General features: G+C 53.5%; 12 protein-coding genes. 8 read left to right on the forward strand and 4 right to left on the reverse strand.

All coding sequences use genetic code 11. The features are described from left to right. Positions 1-64 precede the first annotated feature (64 nt). Both VF639_RS18855 and VF639_RS18860 read right to left on the reverse strand, forming a co-directional pair. Positions 65-3625 carry a PAS domain S-box protein gene (locus VF639_RS18855; RefSeq protein ID WP_331147489.1) on the reverse strand — a complete coding sequence of 1187 codons (3561 nt, stop codon included), beginning with the start codon at positions 3623-3625 and terminating at the stop codon, positions 65-67. 270 nt (positions 3626-3895) lie between these two features. Further along, positions 3896-5266 (reverse strand): sigma-54-dependent transcriptional regulator, encoded by a 1371-nt coding sequence (locus VF639_RS18860; protein ID WP_331147490.1) that lies wholly within the window; start codon positions 5264-5266, stop codon positions 3896-3898. 473 nt (positions 5267-5739) lie between these two features. On the opposite strand from VF639_RS18860, the gene VF639_RS18865 reads away from it, so the two are divergent. Beyond that, positions 5740-7776 (forward strand): T9SS type A sorting domain-containing protein, encoded by a 2037-nt coding sequence (locus VF639_RS18865; RefSeq protein WP_331147491.1) that lies wholly within the window; start codon positions 5740-5742, stop codon positions 7774-7776. A 139-nt stretch (positions 7777-7915) separates the two neighbouring features. Next, positions 7916-8173, forward strand: a complete 258-nt coding sequence (locus tag VF639_RS18870; protein WP_331147492.1) for a hypothetical protein — start codon at positions 7916-7918, stop codon at positions 8171-8173. Positions 8174-8397: 224 nt separating this feature from the next. On the opposite strand, the gene VF639_RS18875 is transcribed toward VF639_RS18870, so the two are convergent. Then, positions 8398-8703, reverse strand: coding sequence for a hypothetical protein (locus tag VF639_RS18875; protein WP_331147493.1), 306 nt, complete (start codon positions 8701-8703; stop codon positions 8398-8400). Between the two features lie 395 nt (positions 8704-9098). Between VF639_RS18875 and VF639_RS18880 the strand changes: the two genes are divergently transcribed. Together VF639_RS18880 and VF639_RS18885 are read left to right on the forward strand one after the other, a co-directional pair. Continuing rightward, on the forward strand, positions 9099-9983 hold the full coding sequence (locus tag VF639_RS18880) for a DNA/RNA non-specific endonuclease (RefSeq protein WP_331147494.1): 885 nt from the start codon (positions 9099-9101) through the stop codon (positions 9981-9983). Between the two features lie 363 nt (positions 9984-10346). After that, positions 10347-12074 (forward strand): lysophospholipid acyltransferase family protein, encoded by a 1728-nt coding sequence (locus tag VF639_RS18885; RefSeq protein ID WP_331147495.1) that lies wholly within the window; start codon positions 10347-10349, stop codon positions 12072-12074. Between the two features lie 115 nt (positions 12075-12189). Here the strand turns inward: VF639_RS18885 and VF639_RS18890 are convergent, their stop codons facing one another. Beyond that, positions 12190-12747, reverse strand: coding sequence for a hypothetical protein (locus tag VF639_RS18890; protein ID WP_331147496.1), 558 nt, complete (start codon positions 12745-12747; stop codon positions 12190-12192). 904 nt (positions 12748-13651) lie between these two features. Here VF639_RS18890 and VF639_RS18895 point away from each other — a divergent pair. From VF639_RS18895 to pyrE, 4 genes are all read left to right on the forward strand, one after another. Further along, positions 13652-14512 carry a dihydroorotate dehydrogenase gene (locus VF639_RS18895; RefSeq protein ID WP_331147497.1) on the forward strand — a complete coding sequence of 287 codons (861 nt, stop codon included), beginning with the start codon at positions 13652-13654 and terminating at the stop codon, positions 14510-14512. A gap of 67 nt (positions 14513-14579) precedes the next feature. Beyond that, positions 14580-15341, forward strand: coding sequence for an orotidine-5'-phosphate decarboxylase (gene pyrF, locus VF639_RS18900; RefSeq protein WP_331147498.1), 762 nt, complete (start codon positions 14580-14582; stop codon positions 15339-15341). Positions 15342-15414: 73 nt separating this feature from the next. Further along, positions 15415-15762, forward strand: a complete 348-nt coding sequence (locus tag VF639_RS18905; protein WP_331147499.1) for a DUF6193 family natural product biosynthesis protein — start codon at positions 15415-15417, stop codon at positions 15760-15762. A 115-nt stretch (positions 15763-15877) separates the two neighbouring features. Continuing rightward, the gene (pyrE, locus tag VF639_RS18910; RefSeq protein ID WP_331147500.1) at positions 15878-16483 is read left to right on the forward strand and encodes an orotate phosphoribosyltransferase; all 606 of its coding nucleotides are present in this window, start codon (positions 15878-15880) and stop codon (positions 16481-16483) included. Positions 16484-16589: the final 106 nt, after the last annotated feature.

The raw sequence follows: 16589 nt of genomic DNA on the forward strand, positions 1-16589 counted from the left end.
TCGACTGTGCTCAGCAGGACGTTCTTTGCTTTACTGACTGTCTAAACACTTTAGGGCGGCTCCGCTATAGTCCCGGGAAATCCTGCCGCAGACCTTCCATCACTTGCTCCGTCACGTTGTGGACCAGCGTCACCAGTAACTGAATTTCGTCAGGTGGCAGGGTGGTGTCGCGGCAGGCTTCCAGGCGGCGGATGGGAGCGTGCAGCTGGCGGATGTGCAAGCCGTCGAGCGAACTTTTCAGGTTGTGCGCCGAGGCTGACAGCTTTTGACAGTCGCCGGAGGCAGCGTGCTGCTCCATGTCGCGCACGGCCGGTGGGGTGGTTTGCACGAAAAGCTGCGCTAGTCGCCGCACAAACTCTTCGTTGCCGTGGGCCAGCCGCCGGATACCGCTTAAGCTGTAGAGGGAGGTAGCGGGCGGCGTTTCCTTGAGAGGCTCTTCTTTGGGCGTGATGAATACCGCTGGCCGCTGGCCTAGCGCAGCGGATATAGTTTGGAACAATTCTTCTTCACGGAAAGGCTTGGAGAGATACCCGGAAAACCCGGAGGCTAAGTAGCGCTCCGCTTCGCCGCGCAGGGCGTGCGCCGTCAAAGCCAGAATAGGCGTTGTCGCACGGGCCGGCTCGGGGTGCTGCCGCAGGAGTCGCATGGCCGTTTCCCCGTCCATGCCGGGCATCTGAATATCCATCAACACGATATCATAGAAGTTCCGCCCAAACAAGGTCAGCGCTTCAGGGCCAGTGTTGGCCGTATCTACACTCCACCCCCAGTTGCGCAACAACGATTCCACCAGAAACTGGTTAATGGCATTGTCTTCGGCCAGCAAGACCCGGCGCGGCCCCAAACTCCGGTAGTCGAGGGCAGGAGCGTACGATTCGCGCGTGATGGTCGCATTGGTGGAACGGAAGGGCAGCGTGAACAGGAAGGTGCTCCCTTCGTTTAGCTGGCTTTCGGCCGTCATGGTGCCGCCCATTAGCTCCACAAGCCCCCTCGAAATACTTAAGCCAAGACCTGAACCTCCAAATTCGCGGGCGGTACTGGCCGAAGCTTGCGTAAAGGGCTCGAACATGTCCTGCAACTGGTGCGTTGGGATGCCCGGACCGGTATCCTGCACCGAAAAGTGAAACAGCAGCTTTTCGCCTGGCTTGCTGAGCAAACGGCAAGTCAGGGCTACTTGGCCTCGCTCCGTAAACTTAACCGCGTTAGACAGCAGGTTCAGCAAAATCTGGCGTAAGCGGTACGGGTCGCCGAGCACGGTAGTGGGCACTTCGGTGGGCGGTAGGTTCAGAGTAAGACCAATTCCTTTCTCTTCGGCCCGGGGCAGCAACGACTCTTGGCTGGCTTGCAACACGTCGCGCAGGTCGAACGGAATGGTTTCGGTTCGAATCTTCCCAGCTCCTAGCTGCGCCATGGCCAACACATCGTTGATGACCACCAACAGGTGGTCGGCAGAGTGCCGGATGTGACCCAGGTACTGGCTTTGCTGGTCGTCGAGCGGAGTTTTGGCCAGCAGCCCGGCAATGCCCAGGATGCCGTTGAGAGGCGTGCGGATTTCGTGGCTCATGTTGGCCAAGAAATTCTGCTTGGCTTGCGCGTTTTCCTCGGCCGCCTCTTTGGCTGCCCGCAGGTCTAGCTGCATGCGCTTGAGCTCGGTGATATTACTGTCGATGCCTAACACCTGTACGCTGCCATCGGCCAGCACGAAGGGCCGCTTGATACTATAAAACCAAAGCAGGGAGCCGTCGGGCCGGGTGAAGGTTTCTTCTTGCGCCAACTCTTTGCCCGTGCGAATCACTTGCTCGTCTTGGCTGCGGTAGCGTTGGCTGTCGGCCAGGCTTATGGGCCGCTGGCCAAGCTGTGTGTTTACTACCTGGGCAGGCGTCATGCCATAGAGCTCGGCCGTAGCGCGGTTGGCCAGCAAGTAATGGCCTTGGGTGTCTTTAAGGTAAATCAGGTGAGGCGTTGTATCAATTACCTGTCGGAACAGCCGGTTTTGTTCGGCTAGTCGGCGGTTGGCCGTGCGGCGCTGCTCGTCGGCTACTTTCCAGCGGGTGATGTCTTCGGCGGTACCTACTATCTGTCGTACCCGGCCTTGCTCGTCGCGCTCAAAGGGAGTGGTGGTAATGCGCAGCCAACGCACGGAGCCGTTGAGATGGGTAAGGTGGTACTCCAGCGTTACCACTTCGCCATCTTCGGCATTTGCCATCTGCATCACGTGCTGGCGCAGCTTCTGGGCCTCTCCCTCGGGCATCAGCTTCAGGAAAGCCTCGTCCCCCATAGCTATGATTTCGGCCTCCTTGTAACCCGTAATGGTTTCGATGTAGCGGTTGCAGTAAATCGTACGCTGCCGCTGGTAGTCGTAGATGTAAATCAGGTTGGGAATGGTGTTGGCTACACGCTCCTGGCGGCGCCGTATGCGGCGTAGTGACTCCTCTGCTGCTCTACGCTCCGTCATGTCCTCGGCGCTGCCCACTAACTGTCGAATCGAGCCATTGGCATCGCGCAAAAAAGCGTTGCCCTGAATGCGCAGCCAGCGCCAGCTGCCATTTTTGTGGCGTACCCAAAACTCGTAGTTGATAGTTTGGTCGTCGGTAAGGGTGGCTAGCTGTTCCGGGAGGCTAAACAGCTGCTGCTGCCCATCGGCGTCTAGCAGGTACGGAATAACACTGCTGCCTAGCTCCAGAATCTCGTGCTCGGAGTAGCCCATGATGCGCTCTACTTGCCGATTGACGTACACAATGCGCTGCTCCTGCACATCGAACAGCAGCACGATGACGGGTACGGTGTCGTTGATGCGCGAAGCAAAAAGCTGGCTGTGTCGCAGTTCTTTTTCGGCCTGGCGACGGGCGGTAATGTCGGTGAGGTAGATGTTGGCCGCTGCTTCACCGGCTAGCGGCACCACGGTCCAGAGGTAGTGCTGGTCAGCCAAGCCATGCTCGACGGTGCGCGGCGTGTTGGCGACTAAAGCTTCCGCTACTGCATCCCGCATAAAATCGTAGGTGGCGCGCCACCTGGGCAGTGCGAGTGCCTCCAGCACGTGGCTGGCAGCAGAGTTGGCATAGCGTGCTTGTCCATCGTTGCCGAAACAGATGATGGGAGCCGGGCTTTGCTCGGCTAGCTGCGAAAGTTCTCGTACCCGCGCCAGCACTTTCTGCTGCTCCGTTACATCCTCATAGCTCCATAAGTGCAACACCGTGTGACCGTCTTGCACCAAAGGCAGATATTCCCGTTGCAGAATAGTGCCGTTGGTTAACGGCACAAGCTCCATAATGCGTTGCTGGTCTTGCATAGCTTGCCGCGCCTGCTGCCGTATTTGCTCGGCATTGCAGAATTGGGTGCCCTGCGGGAAAAAATCGTCACATTCGATACCGATATACGTGGCCGCCGGCTCCGATAAGCTTAATAGCTCACACAAACGGTCATTCACAAGTACTATGCGCAGGTTCTCATCCTGTGCTAGTATACCAGTGCTCATCGTTTGCAATAAGGCCTTCAACTGGCTGGCGGCTTGCTCGCTCTGCTGCTGTAGTTGCTGCCGCAGTTCCTGAAGCTGCTGTTGAGCAGCCCGGTGCATGGTTCGTGCCTGCCGCAGTTGACGTTGCTGCTGACGGTGTACAATAGAGGTCATAGGATATAATCACTGAGATTTGCGTGCTCTTGTTGTATTATACGATAACAAGTTAGGTTTAGAGCAAGAGGCCCATAAGCACTACTCGAAAAATAATTTTCCCTGGGTAGCCCAGCCATTGCCGAACAGGCGTAATTTCGTAATATTTGAATTGCAAGCTGGCTATCACTGACTATCACTGACTATCACAAGGCAACAAGCCAGCCTAAGCACTAAGCCGGTAGCAGCATACCCACGATTAACTTATCAGCAGAGCTTATAGTGCCACTACTAGCGCAGCTTCACTTCGTTGTTTTGAGCCATCCGATAAATAGTGGATTTGCCAATTTGTAATTTGGCTGCTACCTGCAAAATATTGCCTTGATGCGCATCTAAGTACCGTTGCACAATAGTAGCTACTTGCACTCGCAGCGACTCGTTGCCCGTTAGCAGTGCGTTAGAGCCATTCGAGCTAGCTTGCGCACGTAGCGACAGATCTTGTGGTTGAATGGTATCGTTTTCAGCTAGCACGGCAGCAAGTTCCACCACAGCCCTCAATTCGCGCACATTGCCCGGGAAAGGATAGTGTAGCATCAGATCCTGCGCCTCGCGTGAGAAAGTGCAGTTAGCCATCTTGTTTTGACTGCAGAAGTCTTTTAAAAACGACTCGGCCAGCAGCAAAATGTCTTGGCCCCGCTCCCGAAGCGGGGGTAGCATAATAGGAAGTCCGAGCAGGCGGTAATACAAGTCTTCGCGGAAGCGCCCAAGTTTCACTTCCTCGCTCATGTTGCGGTGGGTGGCTACTATCAGGCGTGCATCGAAAGGAATAGGTTGCCCTCCGCCCACGCGCTGGACTTCGCGTTCCTGTAGCACCCGCAAAAGTTTGGCTTGCAAATCCAACGGCAGCTCGCCGATTTCATCGAGGAAGAGCGTGCCCTGATGCGCTTCTTCGAAGCGGCCGATGCGGCGGCTGATAGCTCCTGTAAAAGCGCCTTTCTCGTGCCCGAACAATTCACTTTCCAGCAATTCATGCGGAATGGCAGCCACGTTCACCGCTACAAAAGATCGGTTTCGCCGGGGCGACTGGTAATGAATGCCTTTGGCTACCAGTTCTTTACCCGTTCCGGTTTCGCCACTGACTGAAACGGTGATGTTGGTGCGGGCCGCTTTTTCGATTAAGGAAGCAAGTTGCTGCATTTGAGGACTCTCGCCCAGGATGGCACGGCTCGGATCGTATTTCTGCCCGATTTGCTCCCGTAGCCGCTCGTTTTCGCGGCGTAGCTGCAATTGTTTGCGCACGTTGCCTACTACATTCCACAAACGGTCAGCGGTTTCCTCGTCTTTCACCAAGTAGTCGTAAGCTCCTTGGCGAAGCAAGCCAATAGCCGTACGGACATCTTCTTGGCCGGAAATAACGATGACGGCCACATCAGGAAGCCGCTCTTTGATCTGACGCAACACCTCGTCGCCCTTGCCGTCGGGCAGATTATAGTCTAAGGTGATGAGGTCTGGCTGCTCGTAAAGATGAGCTAAGCAGGCCTGTGCCGTAGTAAAGCGCTGAATCTGGTAGTCAGGGTTCTGCGCTAATTTATATTCGAGTAACTCGCCGTACCAGGCATTGTCCTCAACTATAAAGATGTTAACAGGTAATGAAGTAGACATTTGGAAAGGGAAAACTTAACCGAGCACCAATGAAAGCAATCGGTCTGCATGCTGCCAACAGACAGGCTTTTGAATGGAAGGAGCCATTGCGATTGTGGAAGTTTCAGGGACCGGTACTTGGTGGGAGGAAGGGTGCGAGTATAATAGGGAAAAGTGGGCTTTGCCATATTTTCCCGAATTAGGAGGAGGAGTCTAATAAGGAGAAGATATACATTAATATATATGTACGTAAAATTCTGTAAATCAGATATGTTTAGTGGAATTTGTATGTTGGCAGCCTGATTGTACTGTGCTAAGGACTGACGGGCGAATGTACTGCACCAATCCTTATTGCAATGAAATATAGTTCTTACTTCCGCATACTACCCATTTTGAGCCTGTGCTTGCTTGGAGTGTTCCAGATTCAGGCACAGCAAACAGGTCCTGCTTATTATTCTAATACTGGGCGCTCTAGTTTTCAACGAACTTGCCCCTTGGGTGGTTTGCTCGGCGGTGCTATCTGCGGAAGCGTTAGCAATGAAGCTGGTGCAGTGGACGCGAATTTCGACTCATTTGCCACCTTACGTTCTTCAATACTGTTAGGGCCGGTTGCGTTGCGCATGGACATGTCAGGCGTCGTGCCCAAAAACCATCGGGCAGGGGTAGTGATAGGAGCCAATACAGGCCTGTCAACTATCGGCACAGTTATACTACGAACCTACCTAGGCTCCGATGCAAAGCAAACCCTGGACGTTACGTCGCTTGCGCTAGCAGCATTGGGTTCCACTCGGCCAGGGCGGGTGGAATTCTTAGCTACTGAAGCCTTCGACAAAATCGAAATCGAAACCGGCTCGTTGGTTAATGTCAGCTACGATGTTAAGGTTTACTACGCTTATGGCATTGATGCCAATCTAGTAGAAACGGCCCATGGGGTGGCGTCTCGTTTTACCACGGCTACAGAGGGGGTTAACTACAGCACAGCAGTAGTCGACAACAACGTAACCGTATGTACCAATTCCGGCGTGCTTAACCCAGAGCGAGCTGCTGATCAAACGCTGACTAACTACGCCACCTTCACTACGCTGGCAGGAGTAAGTTGCCCCAGCGCTTTGCGCGTAAAATTGGAAGCTCCTTCGCCGGCTGGCTACTATGCGGGTTTTGTGGTGGGCGAGCGGGGTGTGCTTGATTTGAACGCTCTGGCTAGCATGCGCATTACCACTTACAAAAATGGGGTAGCACAAGAAACGGCTACCGGTGCTCAGCTGCTGCAAGTAACGCTGCTCCCGGACGGTAAGCAACAGGTAAGCTTTCCAACTACCTTGAGCTTTGATGAAGTGCAAATAACTCGCACCTCGGTAGTTAGCGCCCTCGATAACCTGAGTGTATATTATGGTTTTGGATTGGAGCCTAGTGTTTTTCGCGACCAAACACCAGTGCTGTCTAACTTCTCAAGTGGCGCAGGTCAGTTCACCGTTTCATCCGACGGCGTGCTGTGTGTGTTGTGCGCCAACACCAGCGTACTCAACCCCGAGCGGGCTGCCGATAGCAATACAAGCAACAACGACTATGCTACCATGCGCACGGGTTTAGTAGGAGCTCTGACTTCTACGGCGCTACGCCTGAACCTGAACGGGTCGGGAGTGGCTGGCAACTCGGCCGGCATGGTACTTAATCAGGGCAGTGGCTTGCTTAATACGCAGTTGCTCAACGGCATCACGCTGCGCACCTACGGCGGCCCCAATGGCGACCAACTACTGGAAACTGCTAGCGGGGCAAGCTTGCTGCAACAGGGGCTGTTACCTGATGGCCGCGTGGAAGTTTTCTTTCGCACCACCCAGAACTTCCAGCGGGTGGAAATCGAGGTTAACAATGCGGTCAGTGCCCTCGACCAAACGCGTGTTTACTATGCCTTTGCACAAGACCGTCCTATTGGTTTTCCTACCATCATCAACGCACTGGCCGCGCCATTACCCGTGACGTTGAAAGCTTTCGAGGCAAAACCAATGGGCCGCGCAGTGAACGTGACGTGGCAAACTGCCTCCGAGTTGAACAACAGCTATTTCGTGGTAGAGCGCACCCAGTATTTGAAAGGCAGTTTCACGGCGGTTGGTCAGGTAGAGGGAGCTGGTACCAGCACCAGCGGCCGTACCTATAGCTTCCGCGATGAAACGGCCGCCACCTCGGGCGTCACGACCTTGTATTACCGTCTGCGTCAGGTAGATTCTGATGGTAAGGAAAGCTTCTCACCCGTGGCCGTAGTAACCTTAACCGAACTATCCGCTGCAAAGCTAGAGGTGTATCCTAACCCCGCCGCCACGTCAGATGAAGTAGAGGTGCATGTGCCTACGAGCAGCGCCACTACACTGGCCATATATGATCTGCGCGGAGTGCTGCTTCAACAACTTCCAGTAACAGAATCCACCGTAAAGTTAACGCGCTCGGTATTGCCTGCGGGCCTCTATCACCTCGTATTAAAAGGAGCTAATGGCCTGACTCTCGGTATGCAGCGGTTGGTAATTTTAAGACAGTAAAAACATATCTTAATAAATTGCACTTTTAAAAAAAAGTGTAAAAAAAATATGCTCCTTGACGTTGCCAGATAGATTGCAGCTACTTATATTGCAAAATGTTTTAAACTATTACAAGCTACTTAACTAGCTATATAACCCTATGGAAGCAGAAGAAGAGTTCCTGCAAAACGCTACCACCATGCTTCGCTTTGCTGAAGAGGAAATTAAGCAGTTTTTGGCTTGGACTGGTAAACGTAGTCCGTACAGCCGCCCGGCTGAAGAACTCAAAACCAAGTTGCAAACGGCTGCTTCCGACCTCAAAAACTTGAAGAAGGAATACAGCAAAAGGCCATCCAGCAATTCGTATGGCATAGCTCAGCCACTCACCGCTTTTGGTGGTATACCCGCTACTGAGTAAACTAAGTGCCTACTAGTAAAGCAAAGCCTCTGTTGGAAGTTTCAGCAGGGGCTTTGCAATTGAACACCAGAGGATATTTACAATCAGTACGAAGCAAATAAGCTATTTGCCGACCATCAAGCGAGCGAGCTTAGTAAAGACCTGCAGATACCTGTGAGCCAGGTTGCCATGTTACTCTGCCAATAGGCGAACTACGTAGTGGGCTTACCTGCCGGCCCAACTGATCAAATACCACCATGGGTTGCACCCCAGGCTTGACCATGCGGAAGCCGGTTAAGCGTGATGGTGGGCTCCGTGCCGGGTGCGGAGGCTACAAAACCGGCATTGGCTAGAACTTGCTCGGCATTACTGTTCAACGCTATAACCTGAGTGGCGTTGGCATCATTGTCTGTTAATTGCAAGCTCAGAAGCTGGTCAGCAACGGCCAGAATCGCCGGAGTAGCCACCACTGGAGTCGAGTTGTTGTTGACCCGCACCGGAGCCAAAGTTGGGTTTTGGTTGGAGCCACAGTCTATACGTGCAAACAGCATATCGCGCGTGCTGCCCACCAGGGTACAGACGTTATTTAGGTGTCGGTAGTGATCTGCCTTCATCACACAGGGTGCTGCTTGAACTCATTGCGTTGTGCTGATGCCGGGCATAAAGGAGTACGAGGTAGATGGCTTTGCACTGTAAATGTGTTCGAATAAGCACCTCATTAGGAGGTGGATGATAGAAGTAGCGGGGTATGGATGTAGAGGATAATATAAATATATAATTGATTAGTTCTACGACAGTGAGTCAGATTGTGCTAGGTATTAAAGGATAAGGCACTAGAACAGTGAGGAGGTGATTAGTAATATTCCCATAACATTTAGTTATGTGTAATTCATAACCTTTGCTACACTTACGCTGCTCACCTCATCCAACCTAAACAGCTTAGCGCATGAATCGTGTTTTTTACCGGTTGCTGACATTTGGTTCACTCGCTACACTTGCTGTATCCTGCGCCAAAGACGAACTAGTATCTCCCCAAATTGACACCGTCGTTCAATCGTCGGACGCGGTGGCTACGCGTGATAGTAACTTAGCCATGGGCAACCCGAGCGGCGCTGTTGCCAGCACGACGCAGTACACCAACTATCTGCTGGTGAAGCCACAATTCACGATGTCATATCACCGCGACCGGGCTATTCCCAATTGGGTAAGCTGGCATCTGAGCAGCGCTTGGTTGGGTAGTACGCCCCGGCAAGACAATTTTGCGCCTGACAACGCTTTGCCCTCCGGTTGGTATAAAGCCACAAGCAGCAGCTACAGCGGCTCAGGCTTCGACCGGGGCCATAATTGCCCTTCCGCCGACCGGACGGGCTCCGTCGCCGATAATACGGCTACCTTCCTGATGAGCAACATGATGCCGCAGGCCCCCAACAACAACCAGCGTACCTGGGCCGGACTCGAAAACTACTGCCGCACGCTCGCCGATGCCGGCAATGAGCTGTACATTATCTGCGGCAGCTACGGGCGCGGCGGCACTGGCTCCAACGGCTACGCTACTACGGTGGCAGGCGGCAATATCACTGTGCCCGCACGTTGCTGGAAAGTAGTAGTGGTGCTGCCCAACGGCGCGTCCGATGCCAGCCGCGTCAGCACTAGCACCCGCGTAATCGCCATCGACACACCCAACGACAACAGCCTAAACACCAGTTGGGCAACTTACCGCACCACCGTCAACGCCATTGAACAAGCCACTGGCTACGACTTGCTGTCCGCTGTAAACAGCACAGTGCAGAGCACCATTGAGGCCCGTGTCGATGCTGGCCCCACAAACTAACCGCCTGCTTTACAGAAAGTAATAATTCGATTATTTATACTCGACCTACTAAAACCCTGAGAAACTTGATGCTTATCCAAGGCATATAGTCTAATGTTATTAGAATGTATTAACATTTTATTATACAACTCTTTATCCTAACTTATCCTCGCTTGAATTCGTACTTTTGTAGCGAGTGAAGTGAATGAGAAAGTGAAGAGAACGGAGAGCCGCGCTGCAACGCGGCTCTCTGCTTTTAAGACTAGGCGTATCCTAAGCCTAGCTAATCTTAATATTATAGTAATCAGTTGATAATGGATTGCTAATTTGTATTTCAGAAGTTTGGGAACCTATATACTTTATTGATTGCCCTAAATATTCTAAATGGAGTTACTTCCATTGCACCTCCTGTCTTTTCCAGGAGCTTTGCGTCGTTCACGGGAGCTACTGCGCCCTTTATGGGAGCAGTTTGCGCATCTGCGTGACTTACAACAGCTTTATGAGCAGTGCCGTCATCAAAACGGATTAGCTTTTGTGGCGCAACTACTGCAGCAGCTCGGCATTACTGTACAGTACGATGTCAATGAGCTCCGACGGTTGCCTGCTGGTGCCTTTGTGGCTGTAGCCAATCATCCGTGTGGCCTCATCGACGGTATGGTGCTGTTGCACGTGCTAGGGCAAGCCCGCCCTGAGCTGAAGGCCGTGGCCAACGAGCTACTGGCTCCCTTGCTGCCCCATCTGGTGTCGCAAGTAGTGCTGGTTAATCCGGAGCGGGCAGCAGCTAGTCGGAATGTGCCGGGGGTGCGGCAACTGTTGCGCTACTTGCACAACGATGTGCCGCTGCTTCTCTTCCCGGCCGGCGAGGTGGCGCACAGCACCATTCCTTTCCGCCCGGCCATCGATTCCGCCTGGAGCCCTACGGCCGGCCGGCTGCTAGATGCAGCGCGCGTGCCGGTGGTGCCGGTGTGGTTAAGTGGGCAAAATAGCGCCGGCTTTAGTTTTTTGGGCTTTGTTCACCCGTTGCTACGCACTGCCCGGTTACCAGCCGAATTACTTGACAAGCGCGGCCAAACTATTCAAGTAAGAATTGGGCTGCCCGTGGCGCCGGTTGTCTTGGACCGGCTGCCAGCCGCTGACCGCTTGGCGTATCTCCGGGCGCGGGTATATGCGCTTGGCACCTCAGTTGAGCGCTATCTGGCCGCCATGCTACCACCACTGCCGGTACCGCTGGTTATTGCCGAAACCCCTTCTGTACTTATCGAGGCCGATATTGCGGCTTTGCGCCCGGGCCGGTGCTTGCTCGTGAGCAGGCGTTGGGAAGTATACGTGGCGAAGCGCTGCGAAATACCAAACGTGCTGCGCGAAATCGGACGCCTGCGGGAGTTAACCTTTCGGCGTGAGGGTGAAGGCACCCAACAACCTGCTGACCTCGACGCCTACGACGAATACTACCGTCACTTGTTTCTCTATGACCGTGAGAAGCAGCTACTTGTAGGCGCCTATCGTATCGGGCTAGGGAAGGCTATTTTGCGCCAGCACGGACGGCGAGGCTTTTATTTACACTCCTTGTTTCGCCTAAAAAAGGATCTGAACCCAATGCTGCGCCAGTCGCTGGAGCTGGGTCGTTCGTTTGTGCGGGTAGAGTATCAGCGCCAGGCGTTGCCGTTGTCGTTGCTCTGGAAAGGCATTGCCGAATACCTGGCCATGCACCCGGAGTATCGCTACCTGATTGGGCCGGTGAGTGTCAGCAACCGGTTTTCTGATGTGTCGAAGGCCGTGATGGTGGAGTATTTAACCCGCCACTTCTTTGATGCAGAACTGGCGCAACACGTAAAGCCACGAAAGCAGTTTCGATACAAGCCCTTGGATACCAGTGAGGGGCCTGCCTTGCTCCAGACCGGACTGTCCAGCTTGCAGGACTTGCAGCAATTCATCAGTGGTTTAGAGCCTGGCGGCAGTGGGGTGCCCGTGCTGCTGCGGCAGTATCTCAAGCAAAACGCCCGCCTGCTCGGCTTCAACCTCGACCCTAACTTCAGCAACGCCCTCGACGGCCTGCTCCTGCTCGATGCCCGCGAACTGCCCGCCCGCACCCACCGACTTCTTGATAAGTGAAGTTGTGAATTGGTCGGGTTGTGGTGTCACAAATTGCCCGGAAAGCTTCGGGTGCCAATAGCAATCTGCGCCGTACAGAATGGCTGTTCAACCGTGGTGGTACTACAACTTCACCTCATTCAACTGCGCCAGGGGCGGGGCGGCTGTTCATGTACGAGCGAAAGGACATTGCTATTTCGCTAGCCAGTGAGTTGACTTGCGCCGTTATGCGTCGGTCATTGTGCGTGCGAGCATTATTTTTATCCATTGCCAACTGCGTCACATACTCTTCGACAGCCACCGTTTCGTCGGGTTTTCGGGTGTCCAGAATCACTCGAAAAAAACTTACGCTATAGTCGTAGCCACCAGTGGGAAGCGCGTGGAAGTTGAATTCGAAAACAACCGGGTGCTCTTGGATTTGTCCGGAAGTAGAGGTGGTCTTGACTTTTACTGTGCCGGTCATCTTTACTTCTCCTTTGCCGGCGTCTGCTTTGAGTGTCGCTTTGGGAGTGTAGGCAAAATGGTTTTCGCTCCAGTCTACCGTACGCTTGTAAAGGACGCTCGCCTCGGCTTCATCGTCCAGTACTTTCTCACTGTATTGAATAGGGCCGTCGGGGGCAGAATCTTGTGCATATGCCGCTTTAGTGAAAAGCAGTAAGCCAATTAATAAGAAGCTAAGGAAAGAATGTTTCATAGTAAAAACGAAAAGAGCTAAGACTGTATTTGCAAAGTTACTGCTTACTAGCCTAATTGAATTTATTGAAGTTGGTTATCATTATGTTAATGCGTCATGAACGGTTCAATTGTCAGCACTCAACAGTGGAGTTGCACCTTAATCATTTCTAGTTGTTTTATATACTATACTATAATAGGAGGCATGGTTATAAATTGAACAAATCTAATGAGGTGTTTTGGGCTTTCAAAATATGCATCACGCCTTTCGAAATATTTCTTAAATTAAAAGAAGATTTGAAAGCTAAATAGATAGTCTGGCAGTACTTTTAAAAACATTGATATTCAGCTGGATGTGTAAGATTTTGGGATTTTGAACTACATATACTTCTGAGCCTACTCCGAAAGTGAGGTAACATGAGAGCAACAAAAAAATAATCAGAGTATTTGGTGGCGAAATAATGGTTTGGTACTTTTGCGACATGCTTCAACTAAATCAAATTTGCTTGATGAAGCGCGGGACTTGCTTGGAAGCTGTCCTGCGAGACAACCGGAAGGTCGTTTCGTCCATTGATTCTTTCGTTTTTCTGATTTTTAGCCTTTTTGCCGCTCCGGTTTCCGAAGCGGCTTTTTTGTGCCCTGCTAATTCGGGTGGACCCGCACCCACCGACCACCTCCGCCCTTTTTAATCTTCACCCCTCATATCAGTCACCCTCTGATGGACACCAACACTCTCGCCCCCGATGTGGCTGCCGCCACCCTCACTGCGCCGGTGGTAAAGCGTGGTGGTTCGCTAAGAATGGCCTGACGCAAGTTGCGCCGTTGGAACCTTCCCCTGTTGGGTTGGGGCTCCTAGTAGATTTTCACTCCGACAATATTTGAAATAAAGTCCTTCGCATTCCGACGGACTTTTTAGTTTTTACGCTATGCAACTCGGTTCACTCACTTTGCAGAATCCCGTTTGTTTGGCCGCTGCCAACTGGCACTTGCCCGACGGGCTTGGTTATGAGCGGTTAGGCGGCATCTTCACCCGAACCGTCACCATGGAGCCCAAGCCCGGGCTGTATGAGGAAGGTATCTGGCAGGTAGCCGAGCAAACTCTACTCAACGCCACCAACATGCGCACCGAAAGCGCAGAAATACTAGCCAACGAGCACCTACCCCATTTGCGCCGGTTCGGCGTGCCGGTGTTCGTTAGCATCACGGCGCCGGGCGTGCCAGGTTTCCGTAAAATCGCACGCTTCCTGGCCCGCGAAGTAGCCGGCCAGATAGCCGGAGTGGAAGTATATATAGCCGCACCCGACACGGCAAACGGGCAAGACCTGACCGCCAAGTTTGTGCGTGAAGCCACCCAAGCCGTGCGCAACGAGCTAGGACCCGAAGCTGCTGTAGTAGTGAAGCTTCCCCCGTGGCCCGAGCACATTCGTAGCCTCGCTGTGGGGGCCCAGGAGGGCGGCGCTACCGCGCTGGCAGCCACCAACGTACTGAAAGCGCTGCACCTTCCCGATGATGCCACGGCCGAGCCGCTAGTAGGTGGCCTTTCGGGCGAGGCATTGCGGGCTGTAGCCCTGCGGTGTGTGTGGGAACTAGCCCACGACGAGCGAATTACGCTGCCCATCTTCGGGACGGGTGGGGTATTTACGGCCGCGCATGTCACGGACTACTTGCGTTGCGGCGCTTCCGCCGTGCAAATAGCCAGTGGCGAATGGCTGGAGCCCGGCCTTTCAGCTCGTCTAGCACACGAATGTGCCCACATGAGCCCTAGCTCAAATCTGGTAAATCGGTAGTCTAGTAAGGCGAAGCTTTGGCTTGGCACTACACCCAAATCCTGCTCTACTTTCCAACCTACACTTCATGGACAAATTAACCACCCGTGTTCAAGCCTCTAACTCACTCCTTTGTGTAGGGCTCGACCCTATTGGTGACGATGCGCAAGTGGAAAGCCGCTTGGCCGAAGTTATCGAGCAAACGGCGGAGTATGCGGCGGCCTTCAAGCCCAACTTAGCCTTCTTTCTGAGCCGGCTAGGCGGGGTGGAACTGTTACAGCGCACGGTACGGCGGATTCCGTCGGAGGTGCTGGTGATTCTGGACGGTAAGTTTGGCGACATTGCCAACACCGCCGACCACTACGCCCGCTTTGCCTACGACGTAATTGGCGCCGATGCCGTGACTGTAAACCCCTACATGGGCGACGACTCCATCGTGCCCTTCGCCCGCGAAGGCAAGATGGTATTCGTGCTGGCCAAAACATCCAACAAGCCCGCGCACTCCTTGCAAGACGTGGCGCTAACCCAAGGCGGCGACCTGGCCGACCACGCGGCCCGCGTGGCACAGGAGCTAAACGACCAGTACCACAACATTGGGCTCGTGGTAGGCGCCACCAACTCCGACACCATGGCCCGGATGCGGAGCATCACCCCGCAGCAATGGTTTCTGGTACCCGGCATCGGTGCGCAAGGCGGAGACCTGGAAGCCACGTTACGTGCCGGTTTGCGGTCTGACGGACAAGGACTTTTGATTAATACGTCACGGGCCATTTGGCAGGCATTGGATGCCGAGGCCGCAGCCAAAGAGCTAAACGAACAAATCAATCAACTGCGGCCAATAGGCGTGTAGCCCTATCTGAAACGCTGGTGGTACAGATGCCTCCGGGAACGGAACTGTAGCACACGTAATGTAATGGCGGGTTATGATTGAGAATAACGAAAAGTGGCATCAAATACGCATCCGTCTATCTGAATTTCCTCCACATTTTCAATCCGAAAAAACTATTCAGTTGCTAGATGCCTGTCGAGCTTCAAGGAGCCTTCGTCAGTTGCTGCCATACATTAGTTTAGGCCGTTTGGGCTTATGGCGGTATGATGCTTATGAGCGTGGACAAGCGGACGAATTTGTATGCCTGTATTTTCATGATGACCAGTACACAGTTTCAAGTTATGACAATACTGAAAAGAGGTTTTTCGCTAGTGCGCAAGAGGCAATTGGCTTTGTCGAGCAAAACATAGACAAGGAAAACCCTTTTGTTAAACTCACATAGCTATGAGCTTCAGCCCATAAGATTACGAACACGACTGGCACCCTTGCCTTTTGGGTGACGGCTCATGCCACTCTAACTTCTCAAGTTTCACATCTAAGTTCTAACAACACACCTCTTGAATACCACCCTTACCCCCGAAACGCTGGAGCAGCAACTGGTGCAGGAAGACGCCCTGTTGCGCGGCCACTTCCGGCTTTCCTCTGGCTTGCATTCCGATACCTACGTGCAGTGCGCCCGGTTTCTGCGGCGCCCCGATTTGGCCGGACCAGCTGCTGCTGAGTTAGCGCAGCAGCTACGAGCCGCTGGCTTGCAGCCCGACCTCGTGGCAGGCCCAGCCATGGGCGGCGTGGTAATCGGCTACGAGTTGGCCCGTCAGCTCGGTGTGCCGGGCATCTTCACGGAGCGCGACGATTCCGGGCAGATGACCCTGCGCCGGGGCTTCACGGTGGAGCCGGGTCAGACAATTGTTATTGCCGAAGACGTGGTGACTACCGGCAAGAGCACCAACGAAGTAGCGCGCGTATTGGAAGGATTAGGAGCAAAAGTTTTGGCTGTTGCGAGTTTAATTGACCGGACGGGTGGGAAAGCTGAGCTAACTTTTCCGAACTTTGCACTGCTGTCGGTAACGGCGGCCACCTACGCACCCGATGATTGCCCGCTGTGTCGGGCAGGTATTCCGGTGGTGAAGCCCGGCAGTCGGCCGGAAAAAGCGTTTTCTTAAACCTACTTCGGCGCAACCGGCGCAGGAGCAAGGCATTTTCGGCGTACTCTGCGCGGGTATGCTTCCTCACGCGGGCACCTTCGCCTAAGCGTGGGAAACCCGAAAA

The sequence above is a fragment of the Hymenobacter sp. genome (assembly GCF_036387835.1).
Lineage (GTDB): Bacteria > Bacteroidota > Bacteroidia > Cytophagales > Hymenobacteraceae > Hymenobacter.

Excerpts from the sequence above, each read along its gene's own strand:
- VF639_RS18890 (WP_331147496.1), bottom strand. The coding sequence starts at position 12,747 with ATGAAACATTCTTTCCTTAGCTTCTTATTAATTGGCTTACTGCTTTTC.
- VF639_RS18880 (WP_331147494.1), top strand. The coding sequence starts at position 9,099 with ATGAATCGTGTTTTTTACCGGTTGCTGACATTTGGTTCACTCGCTACA.
- VF639_RS18870 (WP_331147492.1), top strand. The coding sequence starts at position 7,916 with ATGGAAGCAGAAGAAGAGTTCCTGCAAAACGCTACCACCATGCTTCGC.
- VF639_RS18875 (WP_331147493.1), bottom strand. The coding sequence starts at position 8,703 with ATGCTGTTTGCACGTATAGACTGTGGCTCCAACCAAAACCCAACTTTG.
- VF639_RS18860 (WP_331147490.1), bottom strand. The coding sequence starts at position 5,266 with ATGTCTACTTCATTACCTGTTAACATCTTTATAGTTGAGGACAATGCC.
- VF639_RS18855 (WP_331147489.1), bottom strand. The coding sequence starts at position 3,625 with ATGACCTCTATTGTACACCGTCAGCAGCAACGTCAACTGCGGCAGGCA.
- VF639_RS18905 (WP_331147499.1), top strand. The coding sequence starts at position 15,415 with ATGATTGAGAATAACGAAAAGTGGCATCAAATACGCATCCGTCTATCT.
- VF639_RS18885 (WP_331147495.1), top strand. The coding sequence starts at position 10,347 with ATGGAGTTACTTCCATTGCACCTCCTGTCTTTTCCAGGAGCTTTGCGT.
- pyrF (WP_331147498.1), top strand. The coding sequence starts at position 14,580 with ATGGACAAATTAACCACCCGTGTTCAAGCCTCTAACTCACTCCTTTGT.
- VF639_RS18895 (WP_331147497.1), top strand. The coding sequence starts at position 13,652 with ATGCAACTCGGTTCACTCACTTTGCAGAATCCCGTTTGTTTGGCCGCT.